27 protein-coding genes are annotated in these 22,333 nt (G+C 66.8%); 15 read left to right on the top strand and 12 right to left on the bottom strand.

Annotated features, from left to right (window positions below):
* Nucleotides 1-125 precede the first annotated feature (125 nt).
* The 3 genes from ACOMG5_RS01530 to rpsI all read left to right on the top strand — a co-directional run bounded on the left by ACOMG5_RS01530 (nucleotide 126) and on the right by rpsI (nucleotide 2,249).
* Nucleotides 126-1,043: a collagen-binding domain-containing protein gene (locus tag ACOMG5_RS01530; RefSeq protein ID WP_420342011.1), complete on the top strand. Its 918-nt coding sequence runs from the start codon at nucleotides 126-128 to the stop codon at nucleotides 1,041-1,043.
* A 253-nt stretch (nucleotides 1,044-1,296) separates the two neighbouring features.
* Nucleotides 1,297-1,758, top strand: coding sequence for a 50S ribosomal protein L13 (gene rplM / locus ACOMG5_RS01535; RefSeq protein WP_420342012.1), 462 nt, complete (start codon nucleotides 1,297-1,299; stop codon nucleotides 1,756-1,758).
* Between the two features lie 2 nt (nucleotides 1,759-1,760).
* Entirely contained in the window at nucleotides 1,761-2,249 is a 489-nt protein-coding gene (gene rpsI, locus ACOMG5_RS01540) for a 30S ribosomal protein S9 (RefSeq protein ID WP_420342013.1), read from the top strand.
* Between the two features lie 57 nt (nucleotides 2,250-2,306).
* Here rpsI and ACOMG5_RS01545 read toward each other — a convergent pair whose 3' ends face one another.
* Nucleotides 2,307-2,750, bottom strand: a complete 444-nt coding sequence (locus ACOMG5_RS01545) for a thermonuclease family protein (protein WP_420342014.1) — start codon at nucleotides 2,748-2,750, stop codon at nucleotides 2,307-2,309.
* A 94-nt stretch (nucleotides 2,751-2,844) separates the two neighbouring features.
* Between ACOMG5_RS01545 and ACOMG5_RS01550 the strand changes: the two genes are divergently transcribed.
* Complete coding sequence (locus ACOMG5_RS01550) at nucleotides 2,845-3,672, top strand: transglutaminase-like domain-containing protein (RefSeq protein ID WP_420342015.1); 828 nt, start codon at nucleotides 2,845-2,847, stop codon at nucleotides 3,670-3,672.
* Nucleotides 3,673-4,031: 359 nt separating this feature from the next.
* On the opposite strand, the gene groL is transcribed toward ACOMG5_RS01550, so the two are convergent.
* Both groL and ACOMG5_RS01560 read right to left on the bottom strand, forming a co-directional pair.
* On the bottom strand, nucleotides 4,032-5,669 hold the full coding sequence (gene groL / locus ACOMG5_RS01555) for a chaperonin GroEL (protein WP_420342016.1): 1,638 nt from the start codon (nucleotides 5,667-5,669) through the stop codon (nucleotides 4,032-4,034).
* A gap of 47 nt (nucleotides 5,670-5,716) precedes the next feature.
* Entirely contained in the window at nucleotides 5,717-6,004 is a 288-nt protein-coding gene (locus ACOMG5_RS01560) for a co-chaperone GroES (protein ID WP_420342017.1), read from the bottom strand.
* 208 nt (nucleotides 6,005-6,212) lie between these two features.
* Here ACOMG5_RS01560 and ACOMG5_RS01565 point away from each other — a divergent pair, with 208 nt between their 5' ends.
* The 8 genes from ACOMG5_RS01565 (at nucleotide 6,213) to ACOMG5_RS01600 (ending at nucleotide 13,019) form a co-directional block, all read left to right on the top strand.
* Complete coding sequence (locus tag ACOMG5_RS01565) at nucleotides 6,213-7,202, top strand: TraB/GumN family protein (protein ID WP_420342018.1); 990 nt, start codon at nucleotides 6,213-6,215, stop codon at nucleotides 7,200-7,202.
* Between the two features lie 69 nt (nucleotides 7,203-7,271).
* Nucleotides 7,272-8,192, top strand: coding sequence for a manganese-dependent inorganic pyrophosphatase (locus ACOMG5_RS01570; RefSeq protein ID WP_420342019.1), 921 nt, complete (start codon nucleotides 7,272-7,274; stop codon nucleotides 8,190-8,192).
* A gap of 128 nt (nucleotides 8,193-8,320) precedes the next feature.
* On the top strand, nucleotides 8,321-8,962 hold the full coding sequence (locus ACOMG5_RS01575; protein ID WP_420342020.1) for a ZinT family metal-binding protein: 642 nt from the start codon (nucleotides 8,321-8,323) through the stop codon (nucleotides 8,960-8,962).
* Between the two features lie 126 nt (nucleotides 8,963-9,088).
* Nucleotides 9,089-9,967 carry a TIGR01459 family HAD-type hydrolase gene (locus ACOMG5_RS01580; RefSeq protein ID WP_420342021.1) on the top strand — a complete coding sequence of 293 codons (879 nt, stop codon included), beginning with the start codon at nucleotides 9,089-9,091 and terminating at the stop codon, nucleotides 9,965-9,967.
* Nucleotides 9,968-10,093: 126 nt separating this feature from the next.
* Nucleotides 10,094-10,537: a MaoC family dehydratase gene (locus ACOMG5_RS01585; RefSeq protein ID WP_420342022.1), complete on the top strand. Its 444-nt coding sequence runs from the start codon at nucleotides 10,094-10,096 to the stop codon at nucleotides 10,535-10,537.
* Nucleotides 10,538-10,565: 28 nt separating this feature from the next.
* On the top strand, nucleotides 10,566-11,489 hold the full coding sequence (locus tag ACOMG5_RS01590) for a bifunctional riboflavin kinase/FAD synthetase (RefSeq protein ID WP_420342023.1): 924 nt from the start codon (nucleotides 10,566-10,568) through the stop codon (nucleotides 11,487-11,489).
* Between the two features lie 34 nt (nucleotides 11,490-11,523).
* Entirely contained in the window at nucleotides 11,524-11,970 is a 447-nt protein-coding gene (locus ACOMG5_RS01595) for a YcgN family cysteine cluster protein (protein WP_420342024.1), read from the top strand.
* The gene (locus tag ACOMG5_RS01600) at nucleotides 11,970-13,019 is read left to right on the top strand and encodes a threonine aldolase family protein (RefSeq protein ID WP_420342025.1); all 1,050 of its coding nucleotides are present in this window, start codon (nucleotides 11,970-11,972) and stop codon (nucleotides 13,017-13,019) included. Before ACOMG5_RS01595 ends, ACOMG5_RS01600 begins: the two co-directional genes overlap by 1 nt.
* On the opposite strand, the gene ACOMG5_RS01605 is transcribed toward ACOMG5_RS01600, so the two are convergent.
* Both ACOMG5_RS01605 and ACOMG5_RS01610 read right to left on the bottom strand, forming a co-directional pair.
* Nucleotides 13,016-13,816, bottom strand: a complete 801-nt coding sequence (locus ACOMG5_RS01605; protein ID WP_420342026.1) for an alpha/beta fold hydrolase — start codon at nucleotides 13,814-13,816, stop codon at nucleotides 13,016-13,018. The genes ACOMG5_RS01600 and ACOMG5_RS01605 overlap by 4 nt on opposite strands.
* On the bottom strand, nucleotides 13,816-14,412 hold the full coding sequence (locus ACOMG5_RS01610) for a 2-hydroxychromene-2-carboxylate isomerase (protein WP_420342027.1): 597 nt from the start codon (nucleotides 14,410-14,412) through the stop codon (nucleotides 13,816-13,818). Before ACOMG5_RS01610 ends, ACOMG5_RS01605 begins: the two co-directional genes overlap by 1 nt.
* Nucleotides 14,413-14,515: 103 nt before the next feature.
* Here ACOMG5_RS01610 and ACOMG5_RS01615 point away from each other — a divergent pair, with 103 nt between their 5' ends.
* Nucleotides 14,516-15,535: a ribose-phosphate pyrophosphokinase gene (locus ACOMG5_RS01615; protein ID WP_420342028.1), complete on the top strand. Its 1,020-nt coding sequence runs from the start codon at nucleotides 14,516-14,518 to the stop codon at nucleotides 15,533-15,535.
* On the opposite strand, the gene ACOMG5_RS01620 is transcribed toward ACOMG5_RS01615, so the two are convergent.
* From ACOMG5_RS01620 to ACOMG5_RS01640, 5 genes are all read right to left on the bottom strand, one after another.
* Nucleotides 15,520-16,935 (bottom strand): serine/threonine protein kinase, encoded by a 1,416-nt coding sequence (locus ACOMG5_RS01620; RefSeq protein WP_420342029.1) that lies wholly within the window; start codon nucleotides 16,933-16,935, stop codon nucleotides 15,520-15,522. The genes ACOMG5_RS01615 and ACOMG5_RS01620 overlap by 16 nt on opposite strands.
* Complete coding sequence (locus tag ACOMG5_RS01625) at nucleotides 16,935-17,672, bottom strand: metallophosphoesterase family protein (RefSeq protein ID WP_420342030.1); 738 nt, start codon at nucleotides 17,670-17,672, stop codon at nucleotides 16,935-16,937. Before ACOMG5_RS01625 ends, ACOMG5_RS01620 begins: the two co-directional genes overlap by 1 nt.
* 68 nt (nucleotides 17,673-17,740) lie before the next feature.
* A complete protein-coding gene (locus ACOMG5_RS01630) occupies nucleotides 17,741-18,805 on the bottom strand; it encodes a 5-(carboxyamino)imidazole ribonucleotide synthase (protein ID WP_420342031.1) in 1,065 nt (354 codons plus the stop codon).
* Nucleotides 18,806-18,849: 44 nt separating this feature from the next.
* The gene (gene purE, locus ACOMG5_RS01635; protein ID WP_420342032.1) at nucleotides 18,850-19,335 is read right to left on the bottom strand and encodes a 5-(carboxyamino)imidazole ribonucleotide mutase; all 486 of its coding nucleotides are present in this window, start codon (nucleotides 19,333-19,335) and stop codon (nucleotides 18,850-18,852) included.
* 66 nt (nucleotides 19,336-19,401) lie between these two features.
* Nucleotides 19,402-19,632, bottom strand: coding sequence for a YdcH family protein (locus tag ACOMG5_RS01640; protein WP_420342033.1), 231 nt, complete (start codon nucleotides 19,630-19,632; stop codon nucleotides 19,402-19,404).
* Nucleotides 19,633-19,847: 215 nt separating this feature from the next.
* On the opposite strand from ACOMG5_RS01640, the gene ACOMG5_RS01645 reads away from it, so the two are divergent.
* Nucleotides 19,848-20,261 carry an Hsp20 family protein gene (locus ACOMG5_RS01645; RefSeq protein WP_420342034.1) on the top strand — a complete coding sequence of 138 codons (414 nt, stop codon included), beginning with the start codon at nucleotides 19,848-19,850 and terminating at the stop codon, nucleotides 20,259-20,261.
* 14 nt (nucleotides 20,262-20,275) lie between these two features.
* Entirely contained in the window at nucleotides 20,276-20,503 is a 228-nt protein-coding gene (locus ACOMG5_RS01650) for a DUF1150 family protein (RefSeq protein ID WP_420342035.1), read from the top strand.
* A gap of 28 nt (nucleotides 20,504-20,531) precedes the next feature.
* Here the strand turns inward: ACOMG5_RS01650 and ACOMG5_RS01655 are convergent, their stop codons facing one another.
* Both ACOMG5_RS01655 and trxB read right to left on the bottom strand, forming a co-directional pair.
* Entirely contained in the window at nucleotides 20,532-21,332 is an 801-nt protein-coding gene (locus ACOMG5_RS01655; protein ID WP_420342036.1) for a glycosyltransferase family 2 protein, read from the bottom strand.
* A gap of 37 nt (nucleotides 21,333-21,369) precedes the next feature.
* A complete protein-coding gene (trxB, locus tag ACOMG5_RS01660; RefSeq protein WP_420342037.1) occupies nucleotides 21,370-22,317 on the bottom strand; it encodes a thioredoxin-disulfide reductase in 948 nt (315 codons plus the stop codon).
* Between the last annotated feature and the right edge of the window lie 16 nt (nucleotides 22,318-22,333).

A 22,333-nucleotide genomic window follows, 5' to 3' on the forward strand; every position in this document is an offset into this window, starting at 1 on the left:
TTCTACCCTGGAAACGGTGCATGGGTGCCACATTTCTGTGCGCTGACGCACATCACATTCGCTTTCTGCAGCTGCGAGATTCGCTCAAGGAACCGCTAACTATTTCTGGTTGATTGGAGAATAGTATGAGTGTGTTGTTCAAGGGCATGGTGCTTGCCGGTGGCATCGGTTTGGGGCTGGCAGGGGCGGCGCAGGCCGCGTCGCTCAATGCGGTCGAGCTGCTGCAGCAGTACAACCTGATCACCAAGGGCGATGTTTATTCGTCGCAGGAGGTCGAGGGCAACGTCTATATCGGCGGCAACCTCACCGGCTCGACCATGCAGGCGGGATTCGTGAAATCCACGGTGCCGGATGCCGGGCTCGCGAATGTGGTCGTGCTGGGCAACAAGGACATCACGCTGAACCTCGATCCCGCGGTCACCGTGGTGATCGGCGGCACCAACACCGGCTTCATCAACAACGTGCCAGCGGCGAATGTCACTGTAGGCAGCCTGCCCTCGGGGCTCGTGCTCGACAAGGCCGAGGTGGTCTCCGCGCTCGATGGCTGGTCTGCGGCGCTGGCGGCACTGCCTTCGAGCGGCAGCTATGTCACCGGCGAGCAGGGCTACACCTTCGGCGCCGGCGTCTACAACATCTCGCTCGACGACCTGAGCAAGATGGAGTTCAAATTCGACCTGGGCGAGGGCGAGACCATCGTCTTCAACGTCTCGGGCAGCGATCTGTCGCTTCAGAAGAACTGGCCCGGCGTGGACTATGGCCTCGGCCAGCAGGTGGTCTGGAACTTCTATGAGGCCACGGCGATCGCGATCAACGCGAAGCTGATCGGCTCGGTTCTGGCGCCCTATGCGACTCTGTCGGGCTTCTCCGGCTCGCTCGAAGGCTCGGTCTATGCCAGCGCGGTCAACCTTACGAATGGCGAGATCCACCTGCAACAGCCGGATTTCGGAGACCCGGAGCTGCCCTCGGTTCCGGTCCCGGCCGGATTCCCGCTGCTGCTGGGCGGCCTCGGCGCGCTGGCCGCGCTGCGCCGCAAGGCCGCCTGATCCAACGCTTTCAGCTGTGCTGCATCCGCCCCCTTCCCGATCGCGCATCGGGGAGGGGGTTTTTGCTTGCGCATCCGCGGGCGGGGCGCGCCGCCGGGGCGGATTCCCCTCCTGCGCATGGGGTATTTAAATACCTATTTTATAACATGCTGTATTTGAACATTTAATTGTTCTGCAATGGGCTTGATTTCGGATGCCGGATCAAGGAAAAGCCTGCATCCGAATTCCACAACCCTTCAAAGGGCGATCGACAATGAAAACCTATACCGCGAAGCCTGCGGAGATCGAAAAGAAGTGGATCCTGATCGACGCCGAGGGCGTCGTTCTGGGCCGCCTCGCTTCGCTCGTCGCCATGCGTCTGCGTGGCAAACACAAAGCAACCTTCACGCCGCACATGGACATGGGCGACAACGTGATCATCATCAACGCCGAAAAGGTGCAGATGACGGGCGCGAAGCGTGAAGACAAGCGCTACTACTGGCACACCGGCCACCCGGGCGGGATCAAGTTCCGCACCGCGCGTCAGGTGCTCGAAGGCGCGCACCCCGAGCGCGTCGTGATCAAGGCGGTCGAGCGCATGATCTCGCGCAACCGTCTGGGCCGCGAGCAGATGTCGAACCTGCGTGTCTATGCCGGTGCCGCGCATCCGCATGAAGCCCAGCAACCCGAAGTTCTCGACGTCAAGTCGCTGAACAAGAAGAACACCCGGAGCTGATCATGGCCGAAGAACTCAAATCCCTCGATGATCTGAAGTCGGCCGTTGCGGGCACCCCCGCCGCCATCGCCGAAGCTGCTCCGCGTGAGCCGGTGCGCGATGCGCTCGGCCGCGCCTATGCGACCGGCAAGCGCAAGGACGCCGTGGCCCGTGTGTGGGTCAAGGCCGGTTCGGGCAAGATCGTGGTCAACGGCAAGGACATGGCGGCCTATTTCGCCCGTCCGGTGCTGCAGCTGATCGTGAACCAGCCGTTCGGCATCGCTGGCGTCGAAGGCCAGTACGATGTCTACGCGACCGTCGCCGGCGGCGGCCTCTCGGGCCAGGCCGGTGCGGTGAAGCACGGCATCTCGAAGGCGCTGCAGCTGCACGAGCCGTCGCTGCGCGGCGCGCTGAAGGCGGCTGGCTTCCTGACCCGCGACTCGCGCGTCGTCGAACGGAAGAAATACGGCAAGGCGAAAGCCCGTCGTTCGTTCCAGTTCTCGAAGCGCTGATCTTCGCGACAATCTCTATGGAAACGCGGCCCTCCGGGGCCGCGTTTTCGTTTCTGCCTAGCGCAGATAGCGCGTGCAGAGCCCGGAGCGGATCATCGCGGCTGCGAGGTCGCGCCCGTCGGGCAGGGTGCAACTGCCGATCTTGCGGTCATAGCTGGTGCGGCCGTTCAGCTGGCAGGTCAGCCTTTGCCCCGAGACCAGCGTCTTCATGCGCTGCGTGGCCATTCGGCCGGGCGCGGTGAAGCGCTCTGGGCAGTCGAGGGAGCCAAAACGGATCGGCACGCCCGCGACCACGATCGTATCGCCATCGCGCACATGGCTGACCGGGCCTGCGATTTCCTGGATGCCGCTCAGCCGCACCAGCGGGCCGAGATACTCCGGGTACCGCTCCGCGCCCCAGAAGGCCGCATAGCCGAGCAGCCCGAGGCCCAGCAGCAATATCGGCCAGGGCGAAGTGCGCGCGCGGCGCAGCGGAAATGCGTTATTTCTGAGCATGTTCATGTCGTGCCACGGATATGTGGCCGAATTTCGGCGTCTGCCAGAATGGAACTGTTAACCTTTCCGGGGGTTGTACCCCGCAACCCCCGGAGGCGCGATGTTCATCAGACTTGGCTACGACATTTCCCTGAGCTGCGCGCAGCCGACGGAGTTCGTGTTCCTGCTGGATCCGCACCCGGAGCATGCGGCGCAGCTGCGTGCGCAGACCGACCTGCTCTGCACCCCCGATGTGCCGCATGGGAGCTATATCGACCGCTTCGGCAACCAGTGCCGCCGGATTACCGCTCCGGCCGGCCCGATGCATCTGCGGCGTGATATCGTGGTGGAGGATGACGGCACGCTCGACTTCCGCGACCCTGCGGCCCGGGAGCTGGCCGTGTGGGACATGCCGCCCGAGGTGCTGGAGTTCCTGCTGCCGAGCAGGTACTGCGAATCCGACCTGATGATGGACACCGCCTGGAAGCTCTTTGGGGCGCTGGAGCCGGGCTGGCCGCGGGTCGCGGCGATTTTCGATTATGTGCATGAGCGGCTGAAGTTCGGCTATCAGTTCGCGCGCGCGACCCGGACGGCGACGCAGGCGCATGAGGAGCGCGTCGGTGTCTGCCGGGATTTCGCACATCTGGCGGTGACGCTGTGCCGCTGTATGAACATTCCCGCGCGCTATGCCAATGGCTATATGGGCGACATCGGCGTGCCCGCGGATCCGGCGCCGATGGATTTCAACGCCTGGTGCGAGGTCTATCTCGGCGGGCAGTGGTTCACGCTGGATGCACGGCACAATGTGCCGCGGATCGGGCGGGTCACTGTCGCGCGCGGGCGCGATGCGGCGGATATTCCGCTGATGCACAGCTTCGGCCGCCATGAGCTGAAGTCGTTCAAGGTCTGGACCTATGAACAGCCGGGACCGCATCTGGATCCGGTCTGAGCCGATCCGGCGAAAGGGGCCGAGGGCCTCTTGAGTGGGCCCTCAGGAGGCGCGGAAGGGCTGGTCGGAAGACATATGGCGCACCCGGGACGGTGAAGGAGCCTGCCGCCGCAGGAGGGCAGGCAGGGGCCCTGCGGAGCAGTGAGAGCTGCAATGGCCTCCCGAGAGGGGCGCCAAGATGACAATCAGCCCACACAGCTGCAAGGCGCCTTTTGCTGGGGTGTTGCCCGGGCAAGAGTCTGACGGCCAACGGTGGGAGCCCGCTGGAATCGGAGGGAAGCCTTGCTCTGCGCGTGACGCCGCGCCAAAGGAAAAGGGCGCCCGCGAAGGGCGCCCTTTCCGATGCCTTTGCGGGCAGATTACATCATGCCGCCCATGCCGCCCATGTCGGGCATGCCGCCGGCCGGAGCCTTCGGCTCGGGCTTCTCGGCGATCATCGCTTCGGTGGTGATCAGCAGGCCAGCGACCGAAGCCGCGTTTTCCAGCGCGGTGCGGGTCACCTTGGCCGGGTCGATCACGCCGAACTTGAACATGTCGCCATATTCTTCGGTCTGCGCGTTGAAGCCGAACGAGGTCGATTCCGAGTCGCGGATCTTGCCGGCAACCACGGCGCCATCAACGCCCGAGTTCTCCGAGATCTGACGCAGCGGCGCTTCCAGCGCGCGGCGGATGATCGAGATGCCCACGTCCTGATCGGCGTTCACGCCCTTCAGGCCTTCGAGCGACTTCGTCGCCTGAACCAGAGCCACGCCGCCGCCGACGATGATGCCTTCCTGAACCGCCGCACGGGTCGCGTTCAGCGCGTCATCCACGCGGTCCTTGCGCTCTTTCACTTCGACTTCGGTCATGCCGCCGACGCGGATGACAGCCACGCCGCCGGCGAGCTTCGCCACGCGCTCTTGCAGCTTTTCACGGTCGTAGTCCGAGGTGGTTTCCTCGATCTGGGTGCGGATCTGGCCAACACGGGCTTCGATCTCGGCCTTTTCGCCGGCGCCGTCGACGATGGTCGTGTTCTCTTTCGAGATCGAGACCTTCTTCGCCTTGCCGAGCATGTCGATGCCGACATTTTCCAGCTTCATGCCGAGGTCTTCCGAGATCACCTGGCCGCCGGTCAGGATCGCGATGTCCTGCAGCATGGCCTTGCGGCGATCACCGAAGCCCGGAGCCTTGACGGCGGCAATCTTCAGGCCGCCACGCAGCTTGTTGACGACGAGGGTCGCCAGCGCTTCGCCTTCCACGTCTTCGGCGATGATCAGCAGCGGCTTTTGCGACTGGATCACGGCTTCGAGCAGCGGGACCATCGGCTGCAGCGACGAGAGCTTCTTCTCGTGCAGCAGGATCAGCGCATCGTCGAGATCCGCGATCATCTTGTCGGGGTTGGTCACGAAGTAGGGCGAGAGGTAGCCGCGGTCGAACTGCATGCCTTCGACGACTTCGACTTCGGTCTCCATGCCCTTGTTTTCTTCGACGGTGATCACACCCTCGTTGCCGACCTTCTGCATCGCGTCAGCGATGAAGCGGCCGATCTGGGCTTCGCCGTTGGCCGAGATGGTGCCGACCTGGGCCACTTCGTCGCTGTCGGCGACCGGGCGCGAGGCGGCCTTGATCGCTTCCACGACCTTGGTGGTCGCGAGGTCGATGCCGCGCTTCAGGTCCATCGGGTTCAGGCCGGCCGCAACCGACTTGAGGCCTTCCTTGATGATTGCCTGCGCGAGCACGGTGGCGGTGGTGGTGCCGTCGCCGGCTTCGTCATTGGTCCGCGCGGCGACTTCTTTCACCAGCTGCGCACCCATGTTTTCGAACTTGTCCGACAGTTCGATTTCCTTCGCGACCGACACACCGTCCTTGGTGATGCGCGGCGCGCCGAAGGATTTTTCGATGACGACGTTGCGGCCTTTCGGGCCCAGGGTCACCTTCACTGCGTCGGCGAGGATGTTCACACCCTTCAGCATCCGGTCGCGGGCATCGGTCGAGAACTTGACGTCCTTGGCTGCCATGGTTTTGGCTCCTTAGAATAGGTTGGAAATCAAGAGGATCGGCTGGATCAGCCGATGATCCCCATGATGTCGGATTCTTTCATGATCAGCAGTTCTTCGCCGTTCAGGGTCACTTCGGTGCCCGACCATTTGCCGAACAGCACGCGATCGCCGACCTTGACCGACGGTGCGATCAGCTCGCCCGAGTCCTTGCGCGCGCCTTCGCCGACCGCGACGATCTCGCCTTCCGCCGGCTTTTCTTTCGCCGAGTCGGGGATGATCAGGCCGCCCTTGGTCTTTTCGTCGCTCTGCACGCGCTTGACCAGCACACGGTCATGAAGCGGTTTGAATGCCATCTGGGTAACTCCCTAAGGTTCCAGGTTCGATTTTGTTTTAGCACTCGCAAAGAGTGAGTGCTAACGGAGGCGGAGTTAGTCACGGCCCCCGTGTCCTGTCAATACCCGCCACCCGGAAAATTTTCGCGGCGCGCCGGTGGTGCGGCTCCAGGATCGGCTTGGCCTCGGGCGGGCGCCATGCAAGGCTGCCCGTCACCGAGGAGGACAGATGATCCGCATCCTGATCGCCGCGCTGCTGCTGGCCGCGCCCGCCCATGCCGCCTGCACCGGCACCGATCGCTTCACCACGGAGATGAGCGAAAGCCAGCGCGCGGGGCTGACCGCGCGCGCCCATGCCGTGCCGCATGCAACGGGGCTTATGTTCCGCGCGCAGAAAGGCGCGCAGGAAATCACCCTGGTCGGGACTTATCATCTGCCGGATCCGCGCCATGCGGGGCTGGTGGCGGCTTCGGCCCCGGTTCTGCGCGGCGCCCGGGTGCTGCTGGTGGAGGCGGGCCCCGAAGAAGAGGCCGCGCTGCAGCATGGAATCGCGAGCGATATGTCCTTGATGTTCAACGCCTCTGGCCCGACGCTGCCCGAGCTGCTGCCGGAGGCGCAATGGCAGGAGCTTGCGGCGCTTGCCGCCGCGCGTGGCACCCCGGCCTTTCTCGCGGCGAAGATGAAGCCCGCCTTTCTGGCCATCACCCTTTCGATCCCGCCCTGCGCCACGGCGCAGCTGGCGCAGGGGCAGGGCGGGCTCGACAAGCTCCTGATCGCCGAGGCCACCGCGGCCAGGGTGCCGGTGCGGGCGCTGGAGCCCTGGGACACGGCGTTCCGGCTGTTCGACACGCTTCCCGAGGCGGATGCGCTGGCGCTTTTGCGCAATGCGATGGCCGAGGCTGCGCGCGGAGACGATAATGCCGTGACCTCGGCCAACCTCTATTTCGCCGGCGAGCCGCGCCTGCTGTGGGAGGCTTCGGCCCAGTGGGCGCGCGACAGCGGGATGCCGGAGGCAGAGGTTGCGCGCGAAATGGCGCTGGCGGAGGATCTGCTGATGGACCGGCGCAACCATGCCTGGCTGCCGCGGATCCTGGAGGCCGCCGGGCAGGGGCCGGTGCTGGTGGCGGTGGGGGCGCTGCATCTGCCCGGGCAGAGCGGGCTCCTCGCGCTTCTGGAGGACGCGGGCTTTACCGTGACCCGGCTCGACCGGACCGAATGACCGCCGTGATGACAAATCGTGGCCCAGCCCCTATAACCCGCGCGACATTCGACCAATCGAGGGATTCCCATGACCACCAAGGTTTTCGGCCATAAATCGCCCGACACCGACTCGACCGGCTCGCCCATCGTCTGGGCCTGGTATCTGAACGAGGTGAAGGGCATCGACGCGGCGCCGGCGCTGCTGGGCGAGCCCAATACCGAGGCGGCCTTCGTGCTGAAGCATTGGGACCTGCCGAAGCCCGAAATCATCTCGGGCGTGGCCGAGGGCGAGAAGGTCGTCATCGTCGATACCAACAACCCGGCCGAGCTGCCCGAGGGCATCAACAAGGCCGATATCACCGCGATCATCGACCACCACAAGCTGGTGGGCGGGCTGGAAACCAAGGGCCCGATCGACATCACCGTGCGGCCGCTGGCCTGCACCGCGACCATCATGTACGACCTGATGGGCGCCGATGTGGAGAAGGCGCCGAAGGCGATCAAGGGCGCGATGCTGTCGTGCATCCTCTCCGATACGCTCGAATTCCGCAGCCCGACCACGACCGCGCACGACAAGGCCGTGGCCGAGAAGCTCGCCGCCGACCTGGGCGTGGTGATCGCCGATCTCGCAACGGCGATGTTCGAGGCGAAATCGGATGTGTCGGCCTTCTCCGATGCAGCGCTGCTGCGGATGGATTCGAAGGAATACAACGTGGACGGCACCGAGCTGCGCGTCAGCGTGCTGGAGACCACCGCGCCGAAGCTGATCCTGGACCGCAAGGACAGCCTGATGGCCGCCATGGCCGGCGTGGCGCAGGAAGACGGGGCCGATCAGGTGCTGCTGTTCGTGGTGGATATCCTGAACGAGGAAGCCACCCTGCTGGTGCCGAACGATCTGGTGAAGAAGATCGCCGAGGCTTCGTTCGGCTGCGCCGTTTCGGGCGATACCGTCGTGCTTCCCGGCATCATGTCGCGCAAGAAGCAGATCATTCCGGCACTGAAGGTCTGATCCGAGCATTTGGGCGGAGGCGGGGCGCGGGGAAACCTGCGCCCTTTTGCATGTCGGGTCCCTTGCCTGCGGGCCGGGGGCAGGGTATGCGGGGAGTGTTATGAAATAACATCACAAGGAATCATCTCATGACCCATCCGATCGCCCGGCCCGTCCTGCTGGCGCTGGCCGCCGCGCTGGCCCTTGCGGCCCCCGCAGGTGCCGAAACCGCAAAGCCCCACAGCCACGGCGCCTCGGATGCGGTCTATCGCGGCTATTTCGAGGATGCGCAGGTGCATCCGCGCCCGCTTTCGGATTGGGCCGGGGACTGGCAGTCGGTCTATCCCTATCTGCTGGATGGCACGCTCGATCCGGTGATGGCGCACAAGGCCGAAGGCGGCACGCAGAGCGCGGCCGAGTACTGCGCCTATTACGAGACGGGCTACAAGACCGATGTGGAGCGTATCACCATCGAGGGCGACAAGGTCACCTTCTACCGCGCGGGCCAGCCGGTTGCGGCGCAATACCGGGCGGACGGGCAGGAGATCCTGACCTACAAGAAGGGCAACCGCGGGGTGCGCTATGTGTTTGCCAAGGCCGCGGGCGATGCGGCGGCGCCTGCCTTCCTCCAGTTCAGCGACCATGGCATCGCGCCGCAGAAGGCCGGGCACTATCACCTCTACTGGGGCGATGACCGCGCCGCGCTGCTGAGCGAAGTGACCAACTGGCCCACCTATTACCCGCGCGCGCTGAGCGGCGCCGAGATCCTGCACGAAATGCTGGAGCATTGACGGGGCGGGGGCGCTGCCGCGCGGCGCCCCGGCTTTGCCTTTTCGCCGTGGCATGGCATACAGGGCGCGACGGCAACGGCGGCGCCCGGATCGGAAGCGCTGCCAGATCAGACAGTTGAGGCAGCCATGACCCGCATCATCCAATCTCTCGCCGAAATTTCGGCCCCCTATGACGCGCTCCTGTGCGACCTGTGGGGCTGCCTGCACAACGGGGTGACGCCGTTCCCGGCGGCGGTGGCGGCGCTGCGCGCCTTCCGCGAGGGCGGGGGCAAGGTCGTGCTGCTCACGAATGCACCGCGCCCGGCCAAATATGTGATCGCGCAGCTGGACCGGATGGGCGTGCCGAAGGACGCCTATGATCTGGTGGTGTCTTCGGGCGATGCGGCGCAGGATGCGATGTTCGCAGGCGCCGTCGGGCAGAAGGTCTGGCATCTGGGGCCCGACAAGGATGAGGGCTTCTTCACCGAGGTGCCGCCCGAATGGCAGGGCCAGGTCTCCGTGAGCCGGGTGCCCTTCGAGGAGGCCGAGGGCATCGTCTGTACCGGCCCCTTCGACGAGATCAACGAAGTGCCGGAAGATTACCGCCCGCGCTTCCTGCTGGCCAAGACGCGGGGGCTGAAGATGCTCTGCGCCAACCCCGATGTGGTGGTGGATCTGGGCGACCGGCGGATCTATTGCGCGGGCGCGCTGGCGGCGCTGTATGAAGACATGGGCGGCGAGGCGCTGTATTTCGGCAAGCCGCATCCGCCGGTCTATGACCTCGCGCGGCGCAAGCTGGCCGCGATCGGGGTGGGTGAGGATGCCCGGCTGCTGGCGATCGGCGACGGGATCAACACCGATGTCGCGGGCGCGGAAGGCGAGGGGATCGACGTGCTCTTCGTGACCGGCGGGCTCGCGGCCGAGCAGTTCGGCCCGGAGATTGATGCGCCCGAGCCCGATCTGCTGCGCACCTGGCTCGCTGCGCGTCAGCACGATCCGCAATATGCGATCGGCCGTCTGCGCTGAGAATGTAACGTCTGCGCAACAATTATGCATTCGACCAATGGGCAGTGCAATTTTGTTGCGCAAAAGATTGCGGCAATGCAGCGCCCGTGATACGTCCGGTACAGGCGACGGAGCCGGAGGAAGCACATGGCCAAGGATCAGATGACGGGCACGATCTATCTGGAAGATCTCGAAATCGGCATGTCGCGCGAGCTGACCAAACAGATCAGCGACCGCGACATCACCCTGTTTGCCGAAATTTCCACCGATCACAATCCGGTGCACCTGGATGAGGATTATGCGAAGGCGACCCCGTTCAAGGGCCGCATCGCCCATGGCATCCTGACCGCGGCGCTGATTTCCGCCGTTATCGGCAACCAGTTGCCGGGGCAGGGCACGATCTATCTGGAGCAGAGCCTGAAGTTCCGCCGCCCCGTGCGCCCGGGCGACAGCGTGCGCGCCGTGGTCACGGTGAAGGCGATCGATCCGGAACGTGGCAGGGTAACCCTTGAAACCTCCTGCTTCGTGGGCGATACGATGGTGCTCGTGGGCGAGGCGCTTGTCCTCGCGCCCTCGCGGACGAAGCACTGACCGGCGACCTCGCCGGAAGGCGGGGATGATGCAGACCTACACCCGGTGGCGGGACTTGCCCGAGGCGGCGCGCGGCGCCTCGGTGGCTATGGGGAATTTCGACGGGGTTCACCTCGGGCACCGGTCGGTTATCGACCGGGCGCGGGGCCTGGGCCCTCTCGGCGTGATCACCTTCGAGCCGCATCCGCGCGAAGTCTTCCGCCCCGATGCGGCGCCGTTCCGGCTGATGAATGCCGAAGCCCGCGCGAACCGGCTGCAAAAGATCGGGGTGGAGCGGCTGTTCCAGCTGCCCTTCAACGCCGAACTCTGCGGAATGAGCGCCGAGGCCTTCGCCCGCGACGTGCTGGCGCAGGGGCTCGGGATCGCCCATGTCGCGGTCGGGCGCGATTTCCATTTCGGGCAGAAGCGGCAGGGCAATGCCGAAACGCTGCAGGCCTTCGGCGCGGAATTCGGCTTCGGGGTGACGATCGCGCCGCTCTTGCAGCTGGATGGGGTGGAGGTTTCCTCCACCGCGATCCGCAGCGCGCTTTCGGAAGGGCGCCCGCGCGATGCGGCTGCGATGCTCGGCCACCTGCACCGGATCGAGGGGCCGGTGATCCATGGCGAAAAGCGCGGCCGCGTGCTGGGCTTTCCCACCGCCAACATGAGCGTTTCGCGGCTGCACCTGCCGCGGCTCGGGGTCTATGCGGTGAAGGTCGATGTGCTCACCGGGCCGCAGGCGGGCAGCTACATGGGGGCGGCAAGCCTCGGCGTGCGCCCGATGTTCGGCGAAAATACCCCGAATCTGGAAACCTATCTGATGGATTTCAAAGGCGATCTCTATGGGCAGCACCTGTCGGTCGCGCTGGTCGAATATCTGCGGCCCGAGCGTAAGTTCGACGGGCTGCCGGCGCTGATCGACCAGATGGACGCGGATGTGGCGCAGGCGCGCGACATCCTCGCGCAGGCATGAGCGGCCCCGCGCGGCCCGGCGCCGGGGCAGGGCGATGAGCGGCCTGCGCGCGGAATTCTGGACCCTTCCGCTCGACCGGCTGACCCCGGACGAATGGGAAGCGCTGTGCGACGGCTGCGGCAAATGCTGCCTGAACAAGCTCGAATACGAGGATACCGGCGAGCTTGAGTTCACCCGCGTCTCCTGCCGCCTGCTGGATGGCCAGACCTGCCGCTGCTCGAAATACGAAACCCGGCGCGACTATGTGCCCGAATGCGTGCAGCTCACGCCGAAATCCATCCGCGAGATCGCCTACTGGATGCCGCGCAGCTGCGCCTACCGCCTGCGATTGGAGGGCAAGCCGCTGGAAAGCTGGCACTATCTGATCTCGGGCTCGCATGAGACGGTGCACGAGGCGGGCATATCGGTCCGCGGCTGGACGGTCTCGGAGACGACCGTTCCGGAAGAGGACTGGGACCAATACATCATCGAGGAGCCGTGATGGATTTCGCTTCGGACAATACTTCGGGCGTGGCGCCGCAGGTCATGGCGGCGCTGAATGCGGCCAACGAGGGGCATGTGCCGTCCTATGGCGCCGATGCGCTGAGCGAGGCGGTGCGCACCAAGATGCGCGACCTGTTCGAGGCGCCGGAGGCCGCGGTCTATCTGGTGGCCACGGGGACGGCGGCGAATGCGCTCTCCTGCGCGCTGCTGACCGAGCCCTGGGGCGCGATCTTCTGCCACCGCAACGCCCATATCGAGGAGGACGAATGCGGCGCGCCGGAGTTCTACACCAATGGCGCGAAGCTCGTTCTGGTGGACGGGGCGCATGCGAAGATGGATCCGGAGGCGCTGGAGCGCAGCATCGCCCATACCGGCCGCGGCGGCATCCACAATGTGCAGCGCGGCATGGTCTCGCTTACCAATGCGACCGAGGCGGGCACCGTCTATGCGCCCGAGGAGGTCGCGCGGCTGACCGAGATCGCGCAGGATTATGCGCTGCCGGTGCATATGGACGGCGCGCGCTTTGCCAATGCGCTGGCGCGGCTGGGATGTACGCCTGCGGAGCTGACCTGGAAGGCGGGGGTCGATGTGCTCTCCTTCGGCGGCACCAAGAACGGCTGCATGGGCGTCGAGGCGGTGGTGATCTTCGATCCGGCGCGGGCGCGTGAATTCGAACTGCGGCGCAAGCGCGGCGGTCATCTGTTCTCCAAGAACCGGTTCCTCGCGGCGCAGATGCTGGGCTATCTGGCGGGCGGCGGCTGGCTCGAAAATGCGCGCCATGCGAACCGGATGGCGCTGCGCCTCGCGGCGGGGATCCTGGAGGTGGACGGCGGCAGCCTGCTGCACCCGACCGAAGCCAATGCCGTTTTCGCGCGCCTGCCGCGCGGGCTGCACCGGCAGGCGGTGGAGGCCGGGGCCTATTACTACCTCTGGCCGTTCGATCAGTCTCTGGACGGGCCGGATGACGAGCTGCTCAGCGCGCGGCTCGTCTGCTCCTGGGCCACGACCGACGACGAGGTGGACAGCTTCCTCGAAACCCTCGCCTAGCTGCGCTCCAGATTGAGCGCGATCAGTTCGCTCACCTGTTTGGCATGGGTGAGAGGCAGCATGTGCCCCGCGTCCGGCACCGAGGCCAGCCCCACATCGGGCAGCCGCGCCGCGATCGCCTCGCAGACCGCCGGGCAGATATCGGGGCTGCGCGCGCCATGGATCAGCAGGGTCGGGGCGTCGATCCCCTCGATCCCCTCCAGCCGGGCAATCGCGCCGGGGTCGGTGAAATTCGCCTGGCTCACATTCTCCACGATCGGCATCTGCGCGGTGAAGCGCGCGCGCTGCTTTTCGGGCAGCATGTCCCAGGGGATGCCCGCGCCCCATTCCTTCATGAAGGAGCGCGCCGCATCCTCGAGCCGCCCCTGGGCGATCAGCGCATCCAGATGCCCCTGCCGCTCGGACCAGGCCTCGAACACCGGCGTGCCGCGCAGCGCCGCAAACAGCACCGGCTCGATCAGCGTCAGCGAGCGGATCGCATGCGGCGCCCCCACCGCGATGCGCAGCGCGACGGAGGCGCCGAAACTATGCCCGATCAGGTCCACCGGGCGGTCGATGAAGCTGGCGGCGATCCGGGTGGCGAGGGTCTGATAGCTGCCGGGGGCGGGGTCCTCGGCCCAGGGGCCGGATTTGCCATGGCCGGGCAGGTCGAAGGTGGTGGCGGTGATCCGGTCGCCCAGCGGCTCCAGCACCGGGGCCCAGATCTCGGAAGAGCCGAGCATGCAATGGATGGCGAGGGCCGGGCGCGCGCCCGTGCCCAGGGTCTGCCAGTGGATCCCGGCGCGCAGGTCCTGCATCAGAGGCTTCCCAGATGTTCGTCGAGGAAATCCAGCCGGTCCTGGCCCCAGAAGCGCTGGTCGGTCTCGCGCACGATCCAGAAGGGCGCGCCGAACACGCCGCGGTCTGCCGCCTCCTCCAGGTTCTTCTCATAGGTGATGGCGCCGTCGAACAGGCCGGTCATCGCCAGCTTCGGATCGAAGCCGTTGCGCTCCAGCTTCTCGCGGATCACCTCGTCCTGGCCGATGTCGCGCCCCTCGACCCAGGTCGCGGCCAGAATATCCTGCACGAGGCCGGGCAGATCGCCGCCGCCCGCCTTCTGCGCCGCGATGATCGCATAGGAAGCGGGCGCCGGGTTCGGCGGATAAATTGCGGGCTGCTCCAGCGCCATGCCGAGCCGCGCCTTCCAGCGCGCGAGCTCCTGGGCGCGGTAGGCCATCCGGTTCGGGTGCCGCGCCGCGGGGCGGGTGCCGCCGGTGCGGTCGAACAGCGCGAGCAGGTCGAGCGGCTTCCAGGTCACGCTGGCGCCATGGCGCGCCGTGATTTCGGCGAAGCGCGGCCCGCCCAGATAGGTCCAGGGGCTGAAAACCGAGAAAAAGTAGTCGATATGGGCCATCGGGGCCTCCTCCTGATTTGCGGGGAAGCTAGCCCGGTGCTAAGGCGGGCGCAATCTTTCGCGAATCCGCCACCCTCCCCCGGCGCAGACCAAAGGTAGCCAGATGCCTGTCATGACCGAACCGAAACTGATCGCCGGCAATGCCAACAAGCCGCTGGCAACCTCCATCGCCCGCCGTATGTCGATGCATCGCGGCATGTCGGTCAACCTGGTGGATGCCCGGGTCGAGCGCTTCAACGATCAGGAAATCTTCGTCGAGGTTTATGAGAACGTCCGCGGCGAGGACATGTACATCATCCAGCCGACCTCGAACCCGGCGAACGACAACCTGATGGAACTGCTGATCATGACCGACGCGCTGAAGCGCTCCTCGGCCGACCGGATCACCGCCGTCATCCCCTATTTCGGCTATGCCCGCCAGGACCGCCGCGCCAAGGCCCGCACGCCGATCAGCGCGAAGCTGGTGGCGAACCTGCTCACCGAAGCGGGCGTGGACCGGATCCTCACGCTCGATCTGCATGCCGCGCAGATCCAGGGCTTCTTCGATATTCCGGTGGACAACCTCTATGCCTCGCCGGTCTTCGCCCTCGACATCATGCATAATTTCAAGGGCCAGCTCGGCGATGTGATGGTGATCTCGCCCGACGTCGGCGGCGTGGCCCGCGCCCGCGAGCTGGCGAAGCGGATCAATGCGCCGCTCGCGATCGTCGACAAGCGCCGCGAAAAGGCGGGCGAAGTCGCCGGCATGACCGTGATCGGCGATGTGACCGGCAAGAAATGCATCATCGTCGACGACATCTGCGATACCGCGGGCACGCTGTGCAAGGCGGCCGAGGTGCTGATGGAAGCGGGCGCGACCGAGGTCCATGCCTATATCACCCATGGTGTGCTGTCCGGCCCGGCGGTGGAGCGCGTGCGCAAATCGGTCATGAAGACGCTGGTGATCACCGATTCCATCGACCAGCCCGAGGCGGTGAAGGCTTCGGAGAATATCCGCATCGTGCCGACCGCGCCGATGTTCGCCCAGGCGATCCTGAACACCTGGTCGGGCACTTCGGTGTCGTCGCTGTTCGAGACCGATACGCTGGTCCCGATCTATGAAGGCCTTTACACCGCGGGCTGATCCGCGGGCAGCGGGGCGCGGGGCAGGCGCAGCACGGTGACGTCGCAGGGCGCCTCCGCCACCACCTGCGCCGAGACCGAGCCCAGAAAGCGGCGCGTGGTCGAGCTGCCGCGCGCGCCCATCACGATGTGCCCGGCCATGGTACGCCGGGCATGGTTCAGGATCTCGGCCGCCGGGTCCGTCCCTTCGAGCACGGTATAGGTCACGCGCGCCTCCGGCAGCCCGAGCCGCGCGCCCCAGGCCTTCAGCGCCACCAGTCGGCTCACATGGATATGCGTGCCCGCGGCGTCCGTGGTCTCGTCGATGCCGAGCCGGTGGGTGCGGATCACGTTCACGCAGGCCACGCGCGCCTCGGGCCGCACCGCCAGCAGGTCGCGCAGGCCCTGCAGGATCCGCTCCGACAGAGGCTCCATCTCCGGCGAGAGATCCACCGCCGCAATCAGCACCGGCGCTTCTGCGATCTGGCGCCCCATCCCTGCGGGCGGGGCGAAGCGCGCCTTGCGCATGCGCCAGCGCCGCCGGAGCGCCGTCCACCAGCCATCGTGCGCGCTGCGGCGGGCGCGCTCGGTGAGGGCGATCTCCTCCGGGTGTTCGAGGTCGAACAGGACCTGCGCGGCCGATCCGGTACGCGCGGCCGGGTCCACCTCCAGCGCATGCAATACCACCTCCTGCAGCCAGTCCGGGATTTCCGGGTTCAGCGCGCGGGGCGGAACCGGGTCGCGCCAGAGCCGCCTTCGCGCGCCGCGCAGGCCCTGCGGATTGCCGAAGGGCAGGATGCCTGTTGTCAGCTGATAGAGCATCGCGCCGAGCGCAAACACATCCGAGCGCAGGTCGTCGCGCATGCCCAGCACCTGCTCCGGCGCGATATAGGGGAAGGTGCCCATGGGGGAGGCGAATTCCTCGGCCAGCAGGTCGGGGAGCTGCTCGTGCCGGGCGAGGCCGAAGTCGATGCACACCACAGTGCCATCCGGGCGCGCCATCAGGTTGCCGGGCTTCAGGTCCAGGTGGATTACCCGCTGGCGGTGCAGGTCGTGCACCGCGGCGGCGATGCGGCGGCCAAGGTCCAGCACCTCGGGCAGGGGCCGCGGCGCGGTGTCGAACAGCGCATGCAGGCTGCCGCCCGGGATCTGCTCCGTCACCAGATAGGGCATCACGCGGAAATCCCCCGCCCCGATCACCCGCGGCACATGCGCCCCCGAGAGCCGCGGCAAGATCATCTGCTCCACCTCGAAGCCGACGATCGTCGGCCCGTCATAGCCATCGAGGATGGTCGGCACCTTCATCACCATCTGCTCTGGGTGGTCGGGGTGGGTCACCGCCCAGATCGTGGCGAAGCCGCCCTTGTGCAGGAGCGCGCCCAGGGTGAAGCCGTCGATCTGCATCCCCTCATGCGGCCGCATCAGCGTCCCTCCTTCAGCCGTTCGGCCAGCGCCTCGGGCAGGCCCGCGGCGCGCAGCTTCGCGATGGTTTCCGCGCTGTCGTAGGGTACGCGGCGATAGGTGATCTCGCGCCGGGCGAGGTCCAGCAGGGCATAGCCCGCCTGCGGCACCCCATCGCGCGGCTGGCCCACCGCGCCCAGCACCGCAATCCAGCGCCGCGAGGCCAGCAGCGGCAGCGCCGCGCCCATCGGCACGTCATGGCGGTGCACCGCGCCGCGCAGGTCGTTGCTGTAAAGCGCGGGGCGATGCACATGGCCACACAATATCAGCCCCGCATCGCAGACCCGGAGGCTCGCGGCGGCAGGGCCGGGCCCGTCCATATAGATCCAGTCGCCCGGGGAATGGGCCGTGGCATGAACGAACAGCGCCTCACCCAGCCGCTCGGTCAGCGGCAGCCCCTCCAGAAACGCGCGCTGCCCGGCGCCGAGCCGCGGGCGGGTCCAGTCGATCACCGCCCGGGCGGTCGCGTTCATCGGCTCGGGCGCGGCAATGGCGGCGTCATGGTTGCCCTTCACCGCCAGCGCACCCTTCGCCACCAGCGCCATCGCCCGCGCGCAGCACCATTCCGGATCCGGCCCGTAGCCCACGATATCGCCGAGCAGCACATAGCGCCCGGCGCCGCGCATGGCAGCATCCTCCAGAACGGCCGTGAAGGCCTCCCGGTTGGCATGAATATCGGACAGGACGGCAATGCGCATCTCTTCCCCCGGCGGCTCCCCTCCGCCTTCGGGCAGATTAGGGATGCCGCGCGGTGGGCGTCAATGCGTCACAGCACCGTATTGATATGGCCCATCTTGCGGCCGGGCTTGGCCTCGGCCTTGCCATAGAGGTGGATCTGCGTGCGCGGCCGGGCGGCATAATCGGGCACCATCTCCACATCGGCGCCGATCAGGTTCAGCATCTGCACATCGGCATAGCGCGCCCCGTCGCCCAAAGGCCAGCCCGCCACCGCGCGGATATGCTGCTCGAACTGGTCCACGGTGCAGCCGGCCTGGGTCCAGTGCCCGGAATTGTGCACCCGCGGCGCGATCTCGTTCACCAGCAGCCCCTCGGGCGTGACGAACAGCTCCACCCCCAGCACGCCCACATAATCGAGCGCGTTCAGGATCCGCGCCGCGATCAGCACCGCATCCGAGCGCAGCCCGGCGGGAATTTTCGCAGGCACGGTCGTGGTGTGCAGGATGCCGTCGCGGTGCACGTTCTCGCCCGGGTCGAAACAGGCGACAGAGCCATCGAGGCCGCGCGCCGCGATCACCGAAACCTCGGCGCTGAAATTCACGAAGCCTTCCAGCACCGCGGTGGCTCCGCCCATCGCGGCGAGGGCTTCGGGCGCATCGCCGGGCGCGCGCAGCCGGGCCTGGCCCTTGCCGTCATAGCCGAGGCGGGTGGTTTTCAGGATCGAGGGGGTGCCGATGCGGGCGATGGCGGCCTCGAGTGTCGCGAGGTCGGTCACCTCCGCCCAAGGTGCGGTGGCGAGGCCGATCCCGTTCAGGAACTGCTTCTCCAGGATCCGGTCCTGCGAGGTCGCGAGCGCGCGCCGCCCCGGCCGGATCGGGCGCAGCGTCTCCAAAAGATCGAGCGCCGCAGTGGGGATGTTCTCGAACTCATAGGTGATCACATCCACCGCCGCGGCGAAGGCGCGCAGCGCGGCTTCGTCCTCATAGGGCGCGGTGGTGACCTTCCAGGCGACATGGCCCGCGGGCGGCTCGGCGCCCGGCTCGAAGATATGGCAGCGAAAGCCGAGCCGCGAGGCCGCGACCGAGAGCATCCGGCCGAGCTGGCCGCCGCCGAGAATGCCGATCACCGAACCTTGGGGGAGGGGGGAAGTCATGGTCTCACCTGCCCCTGAAGCCCGAGGCGCGGCGCCGTTGCGGCTCAGTCGTCCTGCGGTTCGTCGGGGATCGAGGCGGAAAGCGCCGCGCGCCAGGCATCGAGCCGCGCCGCCAGATCCGGATCGGAAATCGCGAGGATCCCCGCGGCCATCAGCCCGGCATTCGCGGCCCCCGCAGCCCCGATCGCCATGGTGGCGACGGGAAAGCCCTTCGGCATCTGCACGATCGAATAGAGGCTGTCCACGCCCGAGAGCGCGCGGGTCTGTACCGGCACGCCGATCACCGGCACGCGGGTCTTGGAGGCCATCATGCCCGGCAGGTGCGCCGCCCCGCCCGCGCCCGCGATGATCACATGCAGGCCGCGCTCCACCGCGCTTTTGCCATAGCTCCAGAGCCGGTCGGGGGTGCGGTGGGCCGAGACGATCTTCTTCTCGAAGGGGATGCCGAGCTCGTCGAGGATTGCCGCCGCCTCACGCATGGTGGCCCAGTCGGACTGGCTCCCCATGATGATTCCCACTTTCACGCCCATCTGTGCCCCCTGGTGGTGGAGCGCGCACTATAGGCACCCCGGCCCCGACGGCAAGAGGGCGGGGCCTCAGGCGATGATGTCGGGGGTGAGCAGATCCTCGATCCGCGAGATCTGGTCCTTCAGCACCAGCTTTTGCTTCTTCAGCCGCACGATGCGCAGTTGATCGGCATGGCCGGTCGCGTTCAGCGCATGAATCGCCTCGTCCAGGTCGCGATGCTCGCGCTTCAGGACTTCCAGTTTCACGCGCAGCACGTCGTCGTGCTTCATCTCGAGCGAGGTGTCGGTATGGGCGTTCATCTCCGGCTTCCGGTCCAGCGAGGGCATCCTCTGGGTGGCAGGGCGGGCGACTCGTGCACCGCATTTGTTAAATATAACAATTCCGCGCGGTTGCGGGGAAAATTTATCGCGCCCCGCGGTCTTGCGGTGCCGGGCTGCCCTGCCCATATTCCGCTCAATGGGTTGCCGCAGAAGCGGGGCCCCAACCGCAATGTCGCTATCACAGGACTTGCCTGATGACGAAACTGAGCTTTGGCGCGCATCCTTACCTGCTGGGCTTCGACCAGCTGGAGCGCCTCGTCGAACGGACCGCCAAATCCGGTTCCGATGCCTATCCGCCCTACAACATCGAGCAATCCGGCCCCGACGCCTTCCGCATCACGCTGGCGGTGGCGGGGTTTGCCGAAAACGACCTTGCGATCACCATGGAGGATCGCGCCCTGGTGATCCGCGGCCGGCAGGCCGACGATCAGGGCGAGCGGATCTTCCTGCACCGCGGCATCGCGGCCCGGGCCTTCCAGCGCAGCTTCGTGCTCGCCGATGGGGTGGAGGTCGCGGGCGCGGGGCTGGAGAACGGGCTGCTGCACATCGACCTGCGCCGCTCGATGCCGGAGCCCGTGGTGCAGACGATCCCGATCCGTCGCAGCTGAGGCAGGAGGAAGATATGGACGCGAAATACGATTTCGGCACCGAGCAGGGCGAGCGCATCGTCTATGTCCGGCCGGTGGCCGTGGCCGATCTGCCCGAGGATGTGCGCGCACAGGCCGCCGGGCTCGATCATCTCTATGCGCTGCACAGCGCCGATGGCGAACGGCTCGCGCTGGTGAAGGACCGCCGGCTCGCCTTCGCGCTGGCGCGGGAAAACGATCTCGCGCCGGTGAACGTGCACTGAGCTTCCCGGCCCCGGCAGCGGGGCCGGTTCAGCCCGCCCGCCAGATCCCGCAATTCTCCTGGAACCAGGTGAAGCAGGCGGAATTGGCGTCGCCGCGCCCTTGGCCGCCATCCTTGAATTTCAGCAGCGAATCGCGGCGCGCGACGCCGCGCTCCCCCGGCACGATGCCATCGGCATTGAGCCAGATGCCCACCCCGTTGCGCTCCAGCTGGCCCGAGAGCCAGGGGTCGTCCACCGTCCACAGATGGGCGGGAATGTCGAAAACCTCGGGCGTGAAGAATTCCGGGCGCACCAGCGCGCCGCCGAAGCCCTTGAACACATCGACATAGCCCGAGCGCAGCCAGGGCCGCGGCTTCACCATGCCCAGCGTCGCGATCCGGGTCAGCCGGTAGGCCAGCCCGCGCGGGCGCGGCACCGCGAGCGGCCTGCGCGCATGGTCCGCGGCCGCATAGCCCGGCACGAAACGGCCGGCCTCGGCGATGGCGCAATCCGGATGGCGCGCGCGCTCCGCGATGAACCGCGCGGTCCAGTTCCGGTCATGGATCCGGTCGTCGTCGCATAGCAGAATATCGACCGGCTGCCCGGCATAGGCCTGCAGTGTCGGCAGGAGCTTCGTCGCCGGGCCATAATCCTGCGCGCAGCGCAAGATGGTCACGCCTTCGGGCACCTCGGGCAGGGTGCCGTCCCACTCCGGAAAGCGGCGATAGCGCTCGGGGATGTTCAGCCGGATCTCGTCGGCCGGGTGGCGCTGGCGCAGGAGCGCGCGCAGCGTCGGCCCGAGGGCGGCGAACCGCGGCGGAATGGCGGAGAGGGTGATGATCAGGGGCATCCGGGGCTCTTTTGCGGCGGGGGCCTATCGGGTACGGTCAGCCATCCTGCTCCGCGAGCCAGTGCTCCGCATCCAGCGCCGCCATGCAGCCCATGCCGGCCGAGGTGATCGCCTGGCGATAGACATGGTCGGTCAGGTCTCCGGCGGCGAACACGCCGGGGATGGAGGTCCGCGTCGTGCCCGGCTCCACCTTCACATAGCCGCCGTTGTGCAGCTCCAGCTGGTCCTTCACCAGCTCCGAGGCCGGCGCATGCCCGATCGCCACGAAGAACCCGTCGCAGGGCAGCAGATGCACCGCCCCGGTGGTGGTGTTGCGCAGCCTCACCCCGGTGACGGAGAGATGCGGCGCGGTCTCGCCCTCGATCTCCTCGACCGTATGGTTCCACAGCACCTCGATCTTCGGGTTCTTGAACAGCCGGTCCTGCAGGATCTTCTCGGCGCGGAAGCCTTCGCGGCGGTGCACCACGGTAACTTTCTCCGCGAAATTGGTCAGGAACAGCGCTTCCTCCACCGCGGTATTGCCCCCGCCGATCACCACCACGCGCTTGCCGCGGTAGAAGAACCCGTCGCAGGTCGCGCAGGCCGAAACGCCGAAGCCCTTGAACTTCTCCTCGGAGGGCAGCCCGAGCCAGCGCGCCTGCGCCCCGGTGGCGAGGATGATCGCATCGGCCTCATAGGTGGTGCCGGAATCGCCCCGCGCCACGAAGGGGCGGCGCGACAGCTCCAGCTCCGTGATCGTATCGAACAGCACTTCGGCGCCCATGGCGCGGGCGTGCTCCTCCATCTGCACCATCAGGTCCGGGCCCTGCACCTCGGTGCGGCCGGGCCAGTTCTCGACCTCGGTGGTGATCGTCAGCTGCCCGCCCGGCTGCTGGCCCTGCACGAGGATCGGCTCCAGCATCGCGCGCGCCGAATAGACGGCGGCGGTATAGCCGGCCGGCCCCGAACCGATGATCAGCACGCGTGTCTTCCTGGTCTCGCCCATCGGGTCCTCCTGTTTT

The sequence above is a fragment of the Paenirhodobacter sp. genome (genome assembly GCF_041916475.1).
Classification (GTDB): domain Bacteria; phylum Pseudomonadota; class Alphaproteobacteria; order Rhodobacterales; family Rhodobacteraceae; genus Rhodobacter.